The organism is Alteromonas sp. ABH4_453 (genome assembly GCF_056160665.1).
In genome coordinates, this window is the sequence record NZ_JBSWXP010000008.1 from 70,246 (window position 1) to 90,140 (window position 19,895).

General features: G+C 43.4%; 15 protein-coding genes. All 15 read right to left on the reverse strand.

What is annotated here, in order from left to right; translation table 11 throughout:
• Nucleotides 1-103 precede the first annotated feature (103 nt).
• Nucleotides 104-2,422 carry an efflux RND transporter permease subunit gene (locus tag ACXAGV_RS16065; RefSeq protein WP_474874103.1) on the reverse strand — a complete coding sequence of 773 codons (2,319 nt, stop codon included), beginning with the start codon at nt 2,420-2,422 and terminating at the stop codon, nt 104-106.
• Between the two features lie 15 nt (nt 2,423-2,437).
• Entirely contained in the window at nt 2,438-3,484 is a 1,047-nt protein-coding gene (locus ACXAGV_RS16070) for a WD40/YVTN/BNR-like repeat-containing protein (RefSeq protein ID WP_474874104.1), read from the reverse strand.
• A 79-nt stretch (nt 3,485-3,563) separates the two neighbouring features.
• Nucleotides 3,564-4,931 (reverse strand): DUF1329 domain-containing protein, encoded by a 1,368-nt coding sequence (locus tag ACXAGV_RS16075; RefSeq protein WP_474874105.1) that lies wholly within the window; start codon nt 4,929-4,931, stop codon nt 3,564-3,566.
• A gap of 11 nt (nt 4,932-4,942) precedes the next feature.
• A complete protein-coding gene (locus ACXAGV_RS16080; protein ID WP_474874106.1) occupies nt 4,943-7,003 on the reverse strand; it encodes a DUF1302 domain-containing protein in 2,061 nt (686 codons plus the stop codon).
• A 352-nt stretch (nt 7,004-7,355) separates the two neighbouring features.
• Nucleotides 7,356-7,598, reverse strand: a complete 243-nt coding sequence (locus tag ACXAGV_RS16085; RefSeq protein WP_474874107.1) for a DUF2835 family protein — start codon at nt 7,596-7,598, stop codon at nt 7,356-7,358.
• Nucleotides 7,585-10,194 (reverse strand): aminopeptidase N, encoded by a 2,610-nt coding sequence (gene pepN, locus ACXAGV_RS16090; RefSeq protein ID WP_474874108.1) that lies wholly within the window; start codon nt 10,192-10,194, stop codon nt 7,585-7,587. The genes ACXAGV_RS16085 and pepN overlap by 14 nt, the downstream gene beginning before the upstream one ends.
• Nucleotides 10,195-10,241: 47 nt before the next feature.
• Complete coding sequence (gene nhaC / locus ACXAGV_RS16095; protein ID WP_474874109.1) at nt 10,242-11,717, reverse strand: Na+/H+ antiporter NhaC; 1,476 nt, start codon at nt 11,715-11,717, stop codon at nt 10,242-10,244.
• A 72-nt stretch (nt 11,718-11,789) separates the two neighbouring features.
• A complete protein-coding gene (locus tag ACXAGV_RS16100; protein ID WP_474874110.1) occupies nt 11,790-13,124 on the reverse strand; it encodes a sodium-dependent transporter in 1,335 nt (444 codons plus the stop codon).
• An 82-nt stretch (nt 13,125-13,206) separates the two neighbouring features.
• On the reverse strand, nt 13,207-15,249 hold the full coding sequence (gene prc / locus ACXAGV_RS16105; RefSeq protein ID WP_474874111.1) for a carboxy terminal-processing peptidase: 2,043 nt from the start codon (nt 15,247-15,249) through the stop codon (nt 13,207-13,209).
• A gap of 2 nt (nt 15,250-15,251) precedes the next feature.
• Nucleotides 15,252-15,920 (reverse strand): RNA chaperone ProQ, encoded by a 669-nt coding sequence (gene proQ / locus ACXAGV_RS16110; RefSeq protein ID WP_014949542.1) that lies wholly within the window; start codon nt 15,918-15,920, stop codon nt 15,252-15,254.
• Between the two features lie 16 nt (nt 15,921-15,936).
• A complete protein-coding gene (locus ACXAGV_RS16115) occupies nt 15,937-16,227 on the reverse strand; it encodes a hypothetical protein (RefSeq protein WP_014949541.1) in 291 nt (96 codons plus the stop codon).
• A 2-nt stretch (nt 16,228-16,229) separates the two neighbouring features.
• A complete protein-coding gene (locus tag ACXAGV_RS16120; RefSeq protein WP_474874112.1) occupies nt 16,230-16,685 on the reverse strand; it encodes a GAF domain-containing protein in 456 nt (151 codons plus the stop codon).
• Between the two features lie 12 nt (nt 16,686-16,697).
• Complete coding sequence (locus ACXAGV_RS16125) at nt 16,698-17,429, reverse strand: SIMPL domain-containing protein (RefSeq protein WP_474874113.1); 732 nt, start codon at nt 17,427-17,429, stop codon at nt 16,698-16,700.
• A 294-nt stretch (nt 17,430-17,723) separates the two neighbouring features.
• Complete coding sequence (locus tag ACXAGV_RS16130; RefSeq protein ID WP_474874114.1) at nt 17,724-18,845, reverse strand: pyridoxal-phosphate-dependent aminotransferase family protein; 1,122 nt, start codon at nt 18,843-18,845, stop codon at nt 17,724-17,726.
• Between the two features lie 520 nt (nt 18,846-19,365).
• Nucleotides 19,366-19,890, reverse strand: a complete 525-nt coding sequence (locus ACXAGV_RS16135; RefSeq protein WP_474874115.1) for a gamma carbonic anhydrase family protein — start codon at nt 19,888-19,890, stop codon at nt 19,366-19,368.
• Between the last annotated feature and the right edge of the window lie 5 nt (nt 19,891-19,895).

The following is a 19,895-nucleotide window of genomic DNA, read 5'->3' on the forward strand; positions in this document are numbered from 1 at the left end:
GCCCATTTTTAACCTTATATTAACAGCATAGATAACTATGCAGAAAACACCCAAAAAAAAGGGCCAAAAGGCCCTTTTTTATGCGTAGCTATGCAAAAATAATTTATGCATCAGGGTCATTCTTATTCCACCACAGGAACCTAGCTAAGGCAGGCAGTACAATTATTGCACCGAGCATGTTCACAACGAACATAAACGTTAGCAATATACCCATATCCATCTGGAACTTAAGCGAAGAGAAAACCCAGGTACTTACGCCTATTGCCAACGTAATGCCGGTAAATAGCACAGCACTTCCACGTTCTTTCAGGGCTGCGAAATACGCTTCCTGAACGGTGGCGCCTTTCTTCAGCATTGAGCTCTTGGTAGAAAGGATATAAATACCATAGTCCACACCGATACCCACGCCAAGTGCGATAACCGGTAACGTAGAAACGGTGAGACCTATTTGAAGGTATGTCATTAGCGCTTGAGCTAATACAGACACTACATATAGTGGTATTACAACGACTAACGTGGCACGAACGGAGCGGAAGCTTATTAGACACAGCGCAATTACAGCACCAAACACATATAGCATCATAGGATCTTGTGCTGCACTAACCGCTTCGTTAGTTGCGGCCATTACGCCAACCGGTCCTGAGGCAAGGCTGAATTTCATATCATCGGTTTGATACTCATCGCGATATGCTTTAACTGCATCGACAACCCGAGATATGGTTTCTGCTTTATGGTCTTCCATGAACAGGATAATCGGCATAACAGAACAATCACCATTAAGTAAACCAGATGACGTAGGTACGCGGGAAATAGCTTGAACTAACGTTTGTTGATTACGAGGAAGCACCTGCCACTTGACATTGCCCTCGTTGTAACCTGCGTTCACGATTTTTGCTACAGATGCTAATGAGACCGCCGATTGAACCCCTTGTACGTTTTCCATTTTCCATTGGAAATCGTCCATGGCTTTCATCACGCTGTGCGATGTACAGGCTTCTGGCGTGGTTTCTACCAGAATAGAAATGTAGTCTACCGTAACCTCATATTTATCGGTAATTAAGAAGGTATCCTGGTTATAGCGTGATGTCTCATGCAAGGCCGGAGCCCCTGCGTGCAAGTCCCCTATTTTCATGTTCTGAGCCTGGAAATGCCCAAGTACAAATAAAATAGCGGTAACGGTTAAGATTAATGCTGCTGGCTTTTTACGCGAACATGCAGCAATAACTTCCCAGAACCGAGAGTTAGTATTTTCCTTACCCGCAAATTTTTCAACATATTTCTGGTCAAGCTTTAAGAAGCTCATAAGGACAGGAAGCAGCAATAGGTTGGTAAGAATAATTACTGCAACACCCATACTTGCTGTAATGGCCAACTCGCGAATAATGCCGATATCGATAACCAGCAACGTCATGAAACCTACAGTATCTGATAACAAGGCAATACCGCCTGGTACCAATAGGTTTCTAAATGCTGCCATCGAAGCCCGTTTTGCGCCAATACCCGTTACCGCCTGTTTTTCTACAGCGTTAATCATTTGCACACCGTGACTAACACCAATCGCGAACACCAAAAATGGTACTAGAATTGACATAGGGTCCATGCCAAAGCCGATTGAGGTCAAAAGTCCAAGCTGCCAGATAACAGCAATAATTGAGCAAACCAATGGCAATACAGTAAGCATGATGCTACGTGAGAAGAAGTACACCATTACCGCAGTGATCGCGATGGCAATGGCAAAAAATAACAGTACGTCCTTAGCACCATCAGCCACATCACCAATCATTTTTGCAAAACCGATAATATGAATAGAGGTATTTTCGTTTTCATACTGGCCACGAAGCTGCTCTTCTAGTTCTGCTGCCAGAGCGAGTGTGTTAAGCGGCTCACCAGTTTGTGGGTCAATATCTAGCAACTGTGCGGTTACCATAGCACAGCTGTAATCACTAGAAACTTGTCGACCTACAATGTTTGCCTTTTCTACATTTGCAGCAACTAATTCCAGCGCTTCAGGGCTAGACGAGTTAAAGTCTGCTGGGATGACTGGGCCGCCAGCAAAGCCGCCTTCAACAATTTCTGTAAAGCGCGTTGATGGGGAGAAAAGTGAGATAACTAATGAACGGTTCACGCCATTAATAAAGAAAAGCTGGTCGTGAACATTTTTCAACGTATCGAAGAAATTCTGATTGTAAATATTGTCGTTCTTATCACAGACAGAAACTAATATGTTGTTGGCCCCACCAAAATCTTGGCGGTGCTCAATATAGGTTTTCATGTATTCGTGATTAAGCGGAATATTTTTTTCAAAACCTGCGTCCAAGCGCATCTGTGAGGCTTGATAACCTAGAAATACCGTTGCAATAGCGAAAAGCGCTACCACAATTTTACGGTTTCCAAACACTAATTTTTCTAGAAAATGGGTCATTGTTTTTATACTGCCCTATTTTAAACTCAACGTTTTAATGCCATTCGCGGAAACAGCAATGCTTGTACCATTGAACTGTGTAGCATTTAAAAGCGCTGCTTTATCTTTTATCTGTGATACCTTGATGCCTTCATCAGCTTCGCAGTCTGATGGATTGGCATAAGGGTCCCGCATACTGGTAGGAAGTGGACGCTGTGCGCTTACCATCATACCGTTGTTGCCTAACGCATAGACCTTTGACTCTGAGCCAACGAGAATTGAGTTAAGTGTGCTGGTTGAACAGGTTTGAACGTATTCCCATTCCGCTTGGTTTCTGTTCACGAAAATGTTACCGCGAAGTCCTACCGCTAACACCGTATTTTCATCTAACGGTTTGATATCAAAAAATGACCCAGTATAGTCGACGTAATAACGCTCCCAAGACTCGCCCATGTCGGTGCTTTTTGCTAACAAACCCGCTTCACCAGCCATGTAAAGCGTATCTCCGTCAAGAGTCACGCGATTTAAGTGCGGCAAAATAGACTCTAACTCTTGTTGATAAAAATCTTCGTCTTCCTTGCGAATTTCTTCAAGGTATTCTTGGTCCATTGGATCAAGAAGACTGGCGTGGCGTTCTGCTGACCACGTTTTACCACCGTCAAGCGTTCGATAAAACAGGCCATAAGCACCAGTCGCTATGCCTTGCTTCTCGTCAAAAAATAATACATCTAAAAACGGGCGTTGAAGGTCGGGTTGATAATTTTGAATTTCCCAAGTTTCGCCCTTGTCTGAAGAATGAAGAATGACAGCGTCGTGACCTACTGCCCAAATGTTCTCACCTACAACAGTCGTTGCAGTAAGCGTTGATTGAGTAGGCACGAGTTTCTGATGAAAACTCTTGCCATCTTCCGATAATAAAACGTGACCGCGTTCACCGACAATAACGACAAATGAATCAGCGTCTATGTCCAAAAGAACCGATTGCTCAACCAATGGTGCCATGAATGCTTCTTCGGCGAGTGCAGTTGAAGAGTAATTAACTGCGAAAGTGGCGGCAATGCACGCTGCAATGGTTTTTTTCATAATTAACCATTCCCCCTATTTATAATTGTCTGTATACAAAAACGGTTGGCATTTGCCAACCGTTTGTTGTGTAAGGCGATTAGCGCATACCTTCTCGTCGTAACGCTTGAGGCGTGAATTCCACATCTCGAGGGCGTACGGTGAAGTCATACATCTCTTCTTCGTTGTCTAAGCCAATAGCTAGGTAACGTCGAGAGTTTAAGTCGTAATACGCGTCAAGCGTCGACCATTGTGTTGGTACTTCGTAATAGTTCACACCATAAGCTACACCAACGCGGTACAGTTCGCCACGATTATCATACATATCAGCAACTTGAATTTGCCAGCTATCTTCATCGATGAAGAATACGCGTTTTTGATAAATATGACGGAACCCTTCTTTTAGCGTCGCTTCAACTACCCAAACACGGTGCTTTTCCCAGCGTGTTAATTCTGGATTAACGTGATTTGGCTTCAAAATATCCTCATATGAGGCATTGTCTGAATGAAGTGCATAGTTGTTGTAGGCAACAAACATTTCCTGCTTGCCAACAAGTTTCCAGTCGTAACGGTTTGGAGAACCGTTAAACATATCGAAGTCATCGGTAGTACGAAGACCGTCTGCTGCAGTTCCTGGTGTGTCATACGCGATATTTGGAGCAAGACGCACACGACGCTGACCGGTGTTATAAGTCCATGCTTTACGCGGCTCTTTTACCTGATCTACTGTTTCATGAACAAGTAGCGCAGTCCCCGCTAAGCGAGCTGGCTTAGTCACCTTTTGCTTAAACATAAACAAAATATTGTCTTCTGTTAGCTTCTCTGGCGTAGCATCTTCTTCTGCGTACTTTATTAATAACTGCTCGTCAAAACCAATAACATTGTAGTCACCGCCGGTAGTTACAGCCGCTTGGCCACCGTTGCGCTGAACCGCTTCGCCACGATAGCGAAGAATGTGGTTCCAAATTGCCTCGAGACCGTTTTGAGGAATTGGGAAAGGAATACCCAAAACTGCGCCTTTAATACCATTACCGTCATCTAGCAGTTCGGCGCGTGTCGCGTTTACCTTAGTAGCATCATAAATCGCTTGTGGATTTGACGCAGAACGGCGTGTTGGGTAAACCGGCATGCGGAACGTTTCAGGGTACGCTTCAAATAACTTCTTCTGACCTTCTGATAAAAATTCTGAGTACTCTTTGTAGTTTTGAGCCGTAATTTCAAATAGCACTTTATCATCTGGATATGGATCAGGATGATGGTCACCCACGGTATAACCAGAAGGAGCAGCAGTAATACCGCCAGTCCACGCTGGAATACTGCCATCTGCATTTCCCGCTTTAACCGCGCCTAATGGTGTTAAATCATTACCCAATTTGTTTGCGTCTGCTTCAGACACTTTAGCCATCGCGCTTGCACCAGACAAGGCTAGTGACAAGGCTGCAGCGATAATTCCTACTTTTCTAATCATAAAAACCACTCTTAGATTGCGTATTTGATGTTAAATGAAATGAAGTCTCTGTCAGATAGCGCATTGGTTGTACCAATACCACCCCAGAATGCACTGTAAGACGCCGTTGCAGACCATTTGCTTAAATAGTCGAACGTGAAAGAAAGTGCAGCAGACTTAACATCTTCTGTGAAAAGGAATAATGGATCCGGCGTTGTACCTTCAACATCATGCGAAAAGGTACCGCGAACGCGAAGGTTCATACCCGCGAAAATTGAATTGTAATCAGCAACAGCTAACAAACGGTAACCCCATGCGTCGTCTGTTGCAAACGGGTTAGTTTCAGGACCATCCGAAAGGCCAACATGTAATCCCTCTCGGGCATTGCCGTTGATCGGTTCTAGAGACGGTGTTCGTGCTGTGCCAGGAGCATTTAAGCGAATTACGTCTGGATCTGGCATATCAACAACGTTCACATAACCTACTTCACCTAGAAGCACAAAGTTATCAGAGCCGAACTTAGGACCGAATACGTGTGATGCAGTAAACTGCATCTGCCATGTATCAGAGAATAGGAAACCTTCTGCGGTTTCGCCAGGGCCTACAGCGCGACCAATGTTGTTTAGCTGTGATATACCCGCTAAATCAGGGCGTAGGCCGGCATTAGCCAACTGCTCTGGCATACCCATGTAAAGCAGTTCAACATCGTCGATTTGTAATGGCTCATCTACACGGTATGCAAACTCACCAGCAAGGGCTGTAGTGCCGATGTTTGTATTGAAACTCATTCCATAAAGCTTGATGTCTTCTGGGAAAAAGAATTCAGACTTTGTGAACGCACCAAGCTCAGTGATGTTATCGCGTGTAACTTCGTTTGCTGCGATAAACGCCAAGTCTGCGCCGATACCCGCTTGCGTAAAGTCAGAGGTAACGCCTGAAATCAATGGGCGCTGGCTGTGGTAGTTGATGTGATAAAAACTAAACTCGGTTTCGTTGAGGTTTTCAGCAAACCAGGTTAAGCGAAGACCGTATTGACCTTGATCGTCTGCATCATTGCGCACTTCATCACTGAAACCGCGAATAGCCACTTTCGTTGGATATGCCAGATAGGCTTGAGAAATTGCAGCAGCATCAGCACCTGAGCGCAATAAATCACCATAACCATTTAGGGCAGTCAATAGGTGATCGAGATCGATGTCAGGGTTGCCACTGAAACCTAACTGAATGTTGTTGCGCTGACCGCCCTCACCTGCGAAGTCATTACCAGCGAAGTAGCTTCCCGATACCGGTAACCAACTCTCCTGCCATTCATATTGATAATAACCAGAGATACTGACTGTATCGGTCAAGCCCAAGGAAGCGTAGACCATACCTACCGGTAGGAACACCTCTTTAAGTTCGGCACCTGGTGCACGTGCACGAGTAACGTCAACAGGGTTGGTTGTGTTGATACCGTGTTGGATGAACGTACTTTCACCCCAGCTGATAACCTGGCGGCCTACGCGAAGCGTAAGAGGCTTGTCGCCAATCCACCAGTCGCCGTAGAAAAACGCATCGTACAGACGTACGTCTGTACAAAGTAAGTCCTCAGCTTCAGGGTCTTGACACAAGTCGTATTGGTTACCCGTTATAGGGTTAGAGTATGGGCGGTCGCCATCCATTTGCTCGAAATCATAGAACCAGAATCCACGAGCAAAGAAGCCGTAGTCACCAAAGTTAATATCTAGTTCGTGTGTTCCTGACACTTGCGTAGCGAAAGCATCGCCTGGATCGTGAGCAAGGTTACCTAAGTCACCATTGGTTGAATATGCTCCGTCTGCTAACGCCCACACATCGCTGCTTGGGTATAAAGGATTGAAAGCTGCGTGATAACCACTCCAATCGAATTGAGGGTGGTTACTGTTACCAATAAGGTCGTAATCTCGTGCCTCTGTTCGAATACTTGTAGCCAATGTAAATGTTGAATCTAAAGAAATACTTACATCACCTACTTGCCAATTTGCAGCATGCACTGGTACTGCAGCAGCACCTAGCAGTGAGAGAACTCCCGCTGCTACCGGTGATATTTTAAAAGCGCTAGGCCCGTTTTTCATATTTTTATACTCCCAAGTCGATGTGACTTAATACGTGACATCATGACCAACCATAACGATTAACAAAATCATTACATCATTTTGCCATAACCGCAAGAACTAATCCTACCAGTTAACAAAATTTACAACATTAGTCGTATCAAATAGTTATTGCTTTATTGTGAGTATAAAAGGCATTTATAAAGTTGCAGAGAAATTGTACAAATTAATTAGAAATGCATTGTGTTAGTTATTTGGGTCTGCTTAAGGGATATTTGGGGAACGATCTTTAATCTTTTTCGACAGGTAAGAAAGTGAGGAGGCTGTATTATGCTAGGTGATATTATCTTTAGGTGTGAAAAAGAAAAAAGCTCTACCCGAGCCTTTCAAAAGATTTTATTTTTTTGTTGGTGTCAACAATCATTCTAAAACGACCTTTTATTCCATCGGAGGTAACAAACTGCCGCAAACGGTTCGTTGGTACTTGGACACTTAGGCCTGATTCACTGACCATGACCACATCTGGCATAGATGCAACATAAAGCACCTCACATTGTTTGTAAGGCGCGTTTATTGAAAAGTAAAAAACCGAGTCAGTTTGGCTAATGCTTGTCATAAGCAAGGCTTTTACTTACTTTCTCAAACAGATCCTTACTTAATCCTTTATGGTTAAGCAACCGGCCAAGTTGCTGTTTCATATGAACTTGGTGTTCGCTTGCATAGCCCTGCCATTGTGTTAGTGGCGTGACAATTCGGGCTGCAACCTGTGGGTTAACTTCATCAAGTTTGAGTAAATAGTCGGTGACGAACTTATAGCCACTGCCATCCACTGCATGGAACTTTTCACTATTGTAGAAAGCAAAACTACCAATAACCGAGCGAACGCGATTTGGGTTGCTCATTGCAAACTGCGGATGCTCACACAACATGGTAATAGTGGCAAAGATGTCGTCTCTGTTTTGCGTAGCGTGAAGTGCGAACCACTTGTCCAAAACAAGCGGATCGTGATTCCACGTTTCTTCAAATTGAACCATTAAGCTATCGAAAGTAGAAGCGCTGCAGTGTTGTGCGCTTCTTAGCGCCCCTAGTGTGTCAGTCATATTATCAGCGGAGTCAAACTGAGAAACTACAATGTGCTCATACTGTGGTAAACGAGCTAAGTGTGCAAGCACGACGTTTTTGCAGCGTCGTTCGTTAATGGCGCTCTGTGTATAGCTATAAGTTTTCTGTTCTATGCTGTTGAAAATATCTAACAACTCTTTCTCTAAGGTACGTGCAAACTGGTCGCAAAACGCTTTTCTCGCTTTTGAAAGTGCCGAAACGTTAATGTTACCTCGGCTTTGACACAACGTTTCAAACGAAGGGATTACTAAACATTCACCTAGCAGCTCAAGGTTGCTCTGCTCTTGGGCAATCGCTTGCTTGATACCGTTCCAGATTTCATTGCTAATTGCAGAACCGGGCGATTCTTCAAGTTGCTTCACGCAGCGGTCATACAACGTTTGCATTGCATCCCACCGATTAAATGGATCCTTCGCATGCTTAAATATAGTAAGTAAAGACTCTGTCCCCAATGGGTTTTCTACTTTCGCTGGCGCTGAGAAGTTACCCAATACTACAGGTGTTAAATTAGTAGTTTTGGCTTCTACAGTAAAACGCAAAGAATCATCTTTTAAAATGACCATGCCGTTTTGGATTAGCGACTCTTTATCAGTATAGGTATTTCCCTCATCATCAATTATCTCGATATTTACAGGGATATATAGAGGATGCTTTTCTTTCTGATCAGAGGTTGTAGGTGTATGCTGTGACAATGTAAAGCTATGCTCAACAATACCATCATCATCGACCTCAGTGCTGTGTGCGACAGAAATCACTGGCGTACCAGATTGACTATACCAGCGGGTAAATTGGGTTAAATCTAAATCAGTAGCAGACTGCATTGCTGAAATGAAGTCATCACAAGTGACAGCCTGACCGTCGTGTCTCCTAAAGTACTCGTCCATACCACGTCTGAAGCCGTCAGGCCCCAATAATGTGTGGAACATGCGAATAACTTCAGCACCTTTGTCATAAACCGTCACCGTGTAGAAGTTGTTCATTTCGATGACTTCTTCTGGACGAATTGGATGACTCATTGCACTGGCATCTTCTGCAAACTGGTGTTCTCGCATAACACGAACGTGCTTTATACGATTACTTAACGCCGAAGTCATATCTGCGCTGAACTGTTGGTCTCTAAATACAGTAAGCCCCTCTTTAAGGCTTAGCTGGAACCAATCGCGACAAGTAACCCGGTTGCCGGTCCAGTTGTGGAAGTACTCGTGCGCTATAACCGACTCAACATTGAAAAAGTCATCGTCGGTGGCACTTTTTTGATCGGCTAATACAAACTTACTGTTAAATACATTTAAGCCCTTGTTTTCCATCGCTCCCATATTGAAGAAATCGACGGCAACAATCATGTAGATATCTAAGTCGTACTCTAACCCGAACACATCTTCGTCCCACTTCATCGCCCGCTTGAGAGATTCTAATGCGAAAATACCTTGAGACTTTTTGCCTTTATCAACATAAAGTTCTAGCGCAACCTCTTTACCGCTAGCGGTGGTGTAGCTATCGGTAAGTAAATCGAAGTCACCGGCAACTAGAGCAAAAAGGTAGCAAGGTTTAGGGTGCGGGTCGTGCCATTTCACGAAATGGGTGTTTTCATCGATATCCCCTTTGTCTACTGGGTTACCGTTTGCAAGTAGCATAGGTACTGATTTATCGGCAACCACTGTAACTGTGTAAACGGACAAAACGTCAGGGCGGTCCATAAAATAAGTAATTCGGCGAAACCCTTCCGCTTCGCACTGCGTGCAATAGGCGCCTCCCGATAAATACAAACCTTCAAGGGCTTTATTTTGTTCAGGCGCAATGGTATTAGTAATTTCTAAGACGAATTCATCAAGTTCAGTAACCACGCTTAAAGCGCTATCTGTTACCGTATATTCATTATCAGATAAATGCGTACCGTTAATAGAAATGGAATCTAACGATAAATTATCGCCATCAAGCACTAAAGAACTATCGTGCGCGCCATTACGGGTGACGGACAACGTGCTAATGACCTTGGTTTGCGTTGGGTGTAGCGTTATATGTAGGTCAACTGTAGCTATTGAAAAAGCGGGCGGCTGATAATCCGCCCGGCGTTTAGCTTGAACTGACATAGATCCTCCTAAAAGAAAGCCTACGTGGGTTTAATTGGGACTTTGTGTTAAACCGACTCTTTGCTGTTTACTTCAACATGTGGTGGTGTAATACGTAGAATCTTAATACCTAAATACGCATAAACGACAGCAAGGATCGGGTTGATTACGTTGAAGAATGCATAGAATACGTAATCAAATGGGTTTACCAATAAAACACTGTGCATGTAGGCACCACAGGTGTTCCAAGGAATAAGTGGAGACGTAAGTGTACCGCCGTCCTCAAGGCTGCGAGAAAGATTCAATTGGTCTAAACCACGCTTTTTGAATTCTTCTTTGTACATACGGCCTGGCATCACGATTGAAATGTACTGATCTGCAGTAACAAGGTTAGTACCAAAACAAGTAAGAATGGTTCGGCTCACCATATCCCCCGCAGATTTTGCACCAATTAATATGGCAGACACTGCACGCTTTAATAGGCCAACACGCTCTAATACGGCACCAAAAGACATTGCACAAATAATCAACCAAATGGTATTTAACATAGAAGACATACCACCACGAGAAAGTAAGCTATTTAAGTTCTCGTCGGGCGTTGAGAAGCTTACGCCATCGAATAGCGCAGTCCAAACAACCTTCAACGCGCCTACATTCACCGAGTCGTCACTACTTGCCATAGAAGTAACCACATCCCACTGGAATACGACTGCCCAGACGCCACCTAACAAAGCGCCGATAAAAACAGCTGGAAACGCAGGCATCTTTTTAATCGCTAAGGTCAGCAAAACGACAAGGGGAATAAGTAAATGCCAACCTAAGTCAAAGGACTCGTTTAACAAAAGTTGCATCTGCTCAATGCGTTCTGCTTTGGCTTCACCCACTTCACTAAAACCAAGTACTACAAATAGAATGAGTGCAATAACAAAGCTAGGGATGGTGGTCCAAAGCATGTAGCGAATGTGCTCAAATAAATCCGTGCCCGCAACGGCAGGCGCTAAGTTTGTTGTTTCAGATAAGGGCGAAATTTTATCGCCAAAGTAAGCACCTGAAACGACTGCGCCGGCTGTTATCGCTGCCGACATTTCCATGCCTGCAGAAACGCCCATTAACGCAACACCTACAGTAGCAGCAGTAGTCCAAGAACTACCTATACTCATTGCAACAACCGCACAAATCAAACAAGCGGCGGCATAGAAAAACGAGGGGTTAAGCAACTCTAAACCGAAATAAATAAGCGTAGGTACGGTACCAGCTAGCATCCATGTGCCAATCAAGGAGCCTACCGCTAACAAGATTAAGCAAGCGCCCAAAGACATTGAGATACCGTCTACGATGCCCTTTTCGATTGTTTTCCAGCTGTAGCCATTTTTCATTCCAATGATGGCAGCTAACCCCATGGCTAAAAGCAGTGCAATTTGGTTTGGACCGTAAGAAGAGTTGTCGGCAAACAAATAAACTGCGCTTCCCATCATAATGACTAACGCAAGAATGGGAAGCATTGCATCAAGTAGTGACGGCGTTTTTATTTCTTTATTCGTCATTGTCGTTTTTTAAAACCTTATTATTGTATTTGTAACGCGTTAAGCGTGCTGTCCGCTTTTTACTAGAATGCTTTAGAAAACTGAGCGGTAGAACATTAGCGCAATGATAACGGGACACACAAAGCGTACGTACCAAGGCCAAATTTTCCAGAAAATGCTGTGTTCAGCAAACTGATCACCTTGTTTAAGCTCATCAAGTATTGCATCTCTGCGCCACACCCAACCCGCGAAAATACACAAGGCGAGTCCTAGCAACGGTTGGCTATACTCGGTAGTTAATGCGATAACAAAGCCAAACAAGGTTTCAAAATTTAAAATGATGATGCAGCTAAGTACAAAAATAACCGATGCCATCAATAACACAGCTTTTTTACGTTGAAGGCCTTTACTTTCTACCATAAATGCAACGGGAACTTCTAACATTGAAATTGAAGACGTGACGGCAGCAATCGCCATTAGTGCGAAAAAGGTAAAGGCTACGAAAAGGCCAACGCTACCAATGGTATCGAACAGCGCAGGTAGTACTTTAAAAATTAGCGTGTCACCTTGGATTAACGCGCCTTCCGGTGTGAAGATTTCAACGCCATTGTTTAATGCAACGTACATGGCTGGAATAATAAGCATACCCGCGATAACCGCAACACCGATATCGACAAGCGCTACCGACGCGCCAATGCTAGGTAGATTTTCATTTTTACTTAGGTATGAACCATAAACCAGCATGGTACCTACACCTAACGACATTGAGAAAAATGCTTGTCCCATGGCGTTAATTAATAAGTCTGGGTCTAAAACACGAGAGAAGTCAGGCACTAAATATGCTGACCAACCTTCAACGGCACCTGGCTGTAGGCTCACATAGACAATCAATGCAAGTATAAGAATAACTAATGTAGGCATCAGACGCACTGACCACTTCTCAATGCCTGACTTTACACCGCCGATAACGATAAATGCGGTTAAGCCCATGAATAAGAAGCAGAAAATAATGTTACGCGTAACCGATGAAGTAAGTAGCCAGTCGCTAGCGCTCGTAAATCCCACCATGCTAACGGCTGCATCGGCGAAATAAACCAGCATCCATCCGCCTACAATAGCGTAAAAAGCGAGGATAAGTGACACGGTAACACAGCCCCAAATGCCAGTTAGCCTTCCTACGAAATTGCCTGATATTTTACCTAAAGCGTCAACCATATTCGAACGTGAACTACGTCCGATGATAAGTTCTGCCATAAGTACGGGGTAAGCGAGTACGAAAGCCAGCAGTAAATATACGAGAACAAATGCTGCGCCGCCGTTACTTGCTACCTTCGTAGGAAAGCCCCAAATATTACCTAGTCCTACTGCTGAGCCTGCCGCTGCTAGCACGAACCCTATTCGAGAGGAAAATTCGCCTCTGATAGCCATGTTATTTCCCTTTATTATTGTTTTAATAATTTATAGACACAAAAAAAGGGCTGGCCCTAGACCAGCCCTTTTTTCTAATCACTTAATTTCTTGTGATAGCGTAACGGCCTGTTTCAATCATATCGAAAGTGATATTGGCTGCTTCATCCAAGAATGGATCTAATTCTTCCATATCTTCAGGTAGGTCGTCCAATGTTGTGACAGTTTCCATTCCCAATCGCTGTAAACGTTCGTTAGCACGAGCAAGCGATTTTTCTTCCGCGTCTTTTTTCTCAGTTTCGCGTTCAGACTTCACTAAAGAAATGAAATCCTTGTCTTTGTTTTCTTTATATTCTTCAATATCGTCGTAAATATAAGAAAACTCTGGGTTTTGCAGAATGCGTTTGTTGTGCTTAGCTGTTAACACATCTAAAGCGGCAGCTCCATCAGCAAAGGTTGTGTAGTTTGCTCGATTAATACTATCCCACGGTAACGCGTTTTCTGCTTGGGCTTCGCCCCACTCTGACGGTTCTACAGCAGACGGATAAAGAATGTCAGGAATAACGCCTTTATGCTGAGTACTCCCGCCATCAATACGATAGAATTTCGCAATAGTAAACTGAACACTGCCTAATGGATTATCGTAAAGGTCATATATTTTGCCCAACCCGCGGTGCTGTTGAACTGTACCTTTACCAAAAGTTTGTTCACCAACAATGAGTGCGCGGTTGTAGTCTTGCATCGCTGCCGCAAAAATCTCTGATGCAGACGCGCTATATCTATCAACCAATACGGTTAGCGGGCCATCATATGCCACTTCGCCGTCTGTATCACGGTTAACGCTAACTTTGCTTTGACCGTATCGAATTTGAACCACCGGGCCTTTTTCGATAAATAAGCCTGTAAGTAACGTTGCTTCGGTTAAAGAGCCACCACCATTACCGCGCAAGTCTACGATAACGCCTTTAACGTTTTGCGCTTTCAAGCTTTCTATTTCTTTAGCAACATCCATACTCAGGTTGTTGTAAAAACTTGGAATGGTGATTACACCTAAAGGCTCACCTGCGTGAGGACCAGTCTCAGGCACATATACTTCCGATTTAGCTGCGCGATCTTCTAACTTAATTTTATCGCGAGTAAGGCTAACTACCGACGTGGTTTTCGCGTCCGTGGCTCCTTTTTCAACCTGTAGGCGAACCGTACTACCTTTCGGGCCTTTTATAAGTTCTACCACTTCATCTAAACGCCAGCCAATCACATCAACAAACTCGTCGTCGTCTTGCGCTACGCCAACAATTTTATCTTCTGGTTTTATTGCGCCAGACTCGTCTGCAGGACCGCCAGGTACAACGCTTTTGATTACCGTGTAATCATCTTCGCTTTGTAATACTGCACCAATACCTTCAAACGACAAGTTCATGTCCATTTGAAAACGTTCAGCGTTACGCGGAGATAAGTAACTGGTGTGAGCTTCAATTGTACGTGCGAATGCATTCATTGCAGTTTGAAAAACGTCTTCGCTCTTTGCTTGCTTAGTGCGCTTAATTGCTCGCGTATAGCGTTTGGTAAGAAGCTCTTTCGCCTCTTCCCACGTTTTGTCTGCAAGTATAAGATTCAACGCGTCGTATTTAACGCGTTGACGCCAAATTTCATCAAGCTCTGCTTTGCTAGCAGGCCAATCAGCGTCTTCCCTATCGTAAAAGAACTTATCGCCTTCCTTTTCGAAGTCGAATGGGCCCTTTTCCAGCAATGATAACGCAAATTCATAACGTTCAATACGTCGTTTCGCACTTACATTGTACATATCATAGGCAACAGAAAGATTGCCTTTACTCAGCGCATCATCGAACAAGGTGCGGTATTTTTCAAAACCTACGACGTCAGATAACAACAACACTTGTTTGTTGTGGTCTAGCGAGTCGATAAAGCGCTGATAAACTCTGGCCGAGAGTACATCATCCAACGATATTTCCTTGTAGTGCGCCCTAGTAAAAAGTGCGCTTACTCGCTTAGCTGCAACACTGTGTTGAGATTCCTGCTGTAAAATAGGAAGCTCGTCTACATCGGGTGTTGACGTAACTGCGCCCGCTCCTACCCCTACGGTAAGAAAAGCACTGGCGATGGAAATTCGAAGGATGTCTCTCATATTTACGACCTCTTGGAGCGTGCCAAACGTAAAGCGTCTGCGTTTACTTTAACTACCATGCCTGAGTCTAATTGAACGTGAATGCCATCTTTAGCAACTTCGGTAATTACTGCTGGCATAGGTGCTTTACCTAATTTAACGGTAACTTGCGTACCTTGCTGTAAATCGCTATCTGTCAATTTCGCAGGTGGTGTATTGTTTGGTCTGTTATTTTTCGGTTTAGTTCCGCGCTTTGTATCAGCATGGTCCGAATTTGCAGATTTTTCACCTTTTGGACGATTAAATTGACGTTTATCCTTTCGCTTAGGCTGCTGAGCTAGCTTGGCTTTGCGCTTTTCAGCTGCTTTTGCTTTGCTTTCTTCTAACTGCTGTTGCGCATGATCAGCGTGTTCTTTTTCAATTGCATCGCCTTCTACGCCGTCTAAATCTACACGGTTCGCACCTTCTTTGATGCTATGAAGATAGCGCCAGCTGTTGGTGTAATGTCGCAGTGTAGAACGAAGTAAGGTTTTGCTAACGCGTTCCTCTTCTTCTAAACGTGTGGCAAGATCTTGAAAAATACCGATCTTAAGCGGACGGGCCTCGCCTTCAATGCTAAAGCATTTTGGAAAGGTCTCTGCAAGGAAAGCTATCACTTCCTTACTGTTGGTAAACTTCTCTGGTGATTCCATTAACTTTCTAAATTATTCAGGAGATTTCATCGTTACTTGCATCATCCCAAGTTGCCAGCGTGTGGTCAACCCAATCAAGCAATTCGTCGTCATCTATTTCTAATAAATGCTTATCTTGTTGCCAAGATTCCCATGCGTAGTGCAAAATTTGCTCTAAACGCTGTGTTTCAATATCTTCTTCTGCATTGTCGTACACCGCGTGTAAGATAAAATTTAAACGTTCAGATGCCTCATCTGGGTCATCATGAAAGTCTTCCATATCCTCATACGTGGATAAAACAACGTGAATATCAACACTGGATTTCATAATTATTTCTGCGAATCCATAAGAATTTGAGCAATTTCAACGAGCCCTTTTTCGTCTTCTTCGGTAAAGCGTTCAAAAACAGGGCTGTCGATATCAAGCACGCCAACAAGCACATCGTTTAGCACAAGCGGAACAACAACCTCGGAATTTGACGCAGCATCACAGGCAATGTGTCCTTCGAATTGATGAACGTCTGCTATACGCTGAACGGTTCTGGTACTTGCACTCGTCCCACAAACACCCTTTCCAAGTGGAATGCGGATACATGCTGGTTGCCCCTGAAATGGACCAAGTACCAACTGTTCTTCTTTATACAGATAAAAACCTGCCCAATTCACCTCTTCGAGGCCATTAAAAAGCAGCGCACTTATATTTGCCATATTAGCGATTAGGTCGTGCTCGCCAGAAACTAAGCTCTTTGCTTGGTTTATTAACTGACTGTACTGTTGTTCTTTCAAACGAATTTCCTGCTATTGAACAATGTTAAAAGACACATTAACACGCGCTTCTATACGCTCTTGACCAGGTAAAGACATAGACATGTCTTTGGCAAAAGCTTCTGCGCGCATTACTGGAATCGGCATATTGCCACCAGATTCTGAGATTGCAACAACTTCACCTACTTCAATCTCTAATTCTTTTGCTAATAACTGTGCACGTTGCTTTGCGTCTTTTACAGCAGAGATAAGCGCTTTTTGATAAGCATCGCCTTCACCAACTGAAATGAAATTAAATTGTTGTATGCGATCAACACCTCGTTTAAGCACGCCATCTAACACTTTATCGTAAGTTTCAAGGTCTGTAGATGTGACGGTGATATCTCGTGACAACGTGAAACCTTCTTGCTGACGGCCTTGAGGCGTGTTGATATAGCGAGGTTGTAAGCGTACTTGCATACTCTGAATGTGTTTTTCATCTATGCCTTGATTAAGCAAGAACTTAACAATAGAGCGCAAGTCCGAATCAAGCTGAGTGTTCAGTTTACCTACTGTATTACCTTCTTCTTCAACAACGAGTGTGACTGAATAAGCGTTTGGTGTCACTTCTACGGCTCCTACGCCTTGTACATTTATAACCGCTTCTTGTGCGGCCTGTGCAGAAATCATAGGTGCAGATAAGGCAATAAATGATGAAGCCAACAATGCTCTTTTAACTACGCTTTTAGCAGTTGAATAAGAATGAGTACGCGTGATTATTTTCATAGAGATTCCTTTTTTATGGCGCCAATTAATTACGTTACCGAAAGGATAAATGTTTAAAACTGAATAGTTTATGAATATACGCAACGAAAGGAAGCATAGCACTGAACTGAGACTAGAAGAGATGTAACGTCGCCGAGATGTGCTTTTTATGAGGCAAAAATCAAATATGGATAAGTTAAAGCACAATGTTGTTTTGGTTTGGAATGCGGATTGTAAAATTTTAGGGCCTATTGAGCTTTGCTGAACAATTTTTAATTAGAATGTAAATTAAAGAACAACAGACCCTATGCTTGTTTACTTAAGCACCGTGCGCAACGCAGCAAGGCAATGGTCGATATTTCGTGGCTTACATGCGTATCCCATAAGACCAATTCGCCATACTTTACCGGCATGATCGCCTAAACCGGCGCCTATTTCTAAATTGAAATCTTCAAGCAATTGCTTGCGAATGGCAGCATCGTCTACGCCGTCTGGAATTTTAACTACATTTAATTGAGGCAAACGATAAGCACTGTCTACCGTTAGCTCTAACCCAAGTTCACTTAGACCCTGCGCAAGTTTTTCATGACCCAGAGCATGACGTTGCCACGCATTTTCTAAGCCTTCTTCTTTTAAAATCAGAAGAGATTCGTACATGGCGTACATGCTGTTGACAGGTGCCGTATGGTGGTAGGCTCGCTTGGCGCCTTGACCCCAATAACCAACAATCAAGTTCATGTCTAAAAACCAACTTTGCACTTTAGTTTTTCGGTTTTGAATAACGTTAACTGCTCTTTCACTAAATGAAACGGGAGAGATCCCCGGAACACAACTTAAGCACTTCTGTGAACCTGAATAAATAGCGTCAATGCCCCACCCATCAACATCTAGCTCGATACCTCCAAGAGAGGTAACTGCATCAACAATGCTAAGACAATCATACTTTTTTGCCAGCTCACAAAGCGCTTTAGCTTCATTGCGAACGCCCGTAGATGTTTCGGCATGCACAAAAGCAAGGATCTTAATATCCGGATTGGCTTTAAGGGTGTCTTCTACCACATTAAGGTCAGTTTGCTCGCCCCATGTATTGTTGACAGTTATAGCCTTACCACCACAGCGCTCAACGTTTTCAACCATGCGATTGCCGAACACGCCGTTAATACAAACCAATACTTTATCGCCTGGCTCCACTAAGTTGACGAAACACGCCTCCATGCCAGCTGAACCCGGAGCAGAGATTGGCATCGTCAGTGCATTTTCGGTTTTAAAGGCGTATTGCAGAAGCTGTTTGGTCTGATCCATTAATTCAATGAACATTGGGTCGAGATGCCCCAGAGTAGGTCTTGCCATCGCATTTAAAATTCTAGGGTTAACATCGGATGGTCCCGGTCCCATCAAGGTACGTTCAGGGGGAATAAAAGTAGAAAATGATTGCATAATCCATCCTCGTAATAATGTAAGGGCCTGTTTTTATGGTCAGTATCATGCTGATTAAGCATGAAGAATCACGACATACTACAAGGATAACGGAAAGGAACAACCATCTGTACTGAACATAATCAATATGAATGAAAGCATCTAGATTTATATAACCCGTCTATAACCGAGTGATTAATTATAATGTGTATAAAATGTGATCAACATGTGGGTATTATCTGGACAGTTTAAACGATAAAAATCATCACATCCGACCAGTATTTAGTTCGTTGATAACTAACGTAATAGTTCTACAATTTAATTAAAGTAAAGAGTGTAAGATAAAATTCACACAGAAATTGTTTATAAAATAAACAAATGTATTCTATACTCATTGTCCGTTTAAAGTATTTTATTTAAACTCTCCTGTGTAAAAGTTAGCGCACGGCTCAGCAATGAGCCATTCCCCTAGGCCCGGAACGTTTGTTCTGGGCATTTTTTATGGGGATTCAAAATATCGCGAACAGCCTAGTCTTAAATTTCAGCTATCAACTGGCTGTAATGATGACTTATATGTTTTGGCGTTATTCACGTAATGTTCAGCGGACGCTTTTAGTTTGGGTTCGATCTTCTCATCAAATGTTCTAATGACTTTACCAGGCGCTCCAACTACTAAACTGTAATCTGGAACTTCCATGTTTTCCGTTATCAAAGCGTTAGCGCCAATGATGCAGTACTTTCCAATTTTTGCACCGTTTAATACGACAGCGTTAATTCCTATCAAGGAATAGTCACCAATCTCGCAGCCGTGAAGCATGACTTTATGTCCTACTGTTACCCCTTCACCTAGCACTAAAGGAATACCTGCATCGGTGTGTAATACGCTGCCATCTTGGATATTCGTATTTTTACCAACGGTTATCTTGTCCATATCGCCGCGTATAACCGCATTGAACCAAACGCTTGAACCCACTTTGAGTTCAACATTACCAATAACATGTGCGCCTGGCGCTATAAACGTACTTTCATCAACCAGCGGTGATGTAGAACCTAATTTGTAGCGCATTACCC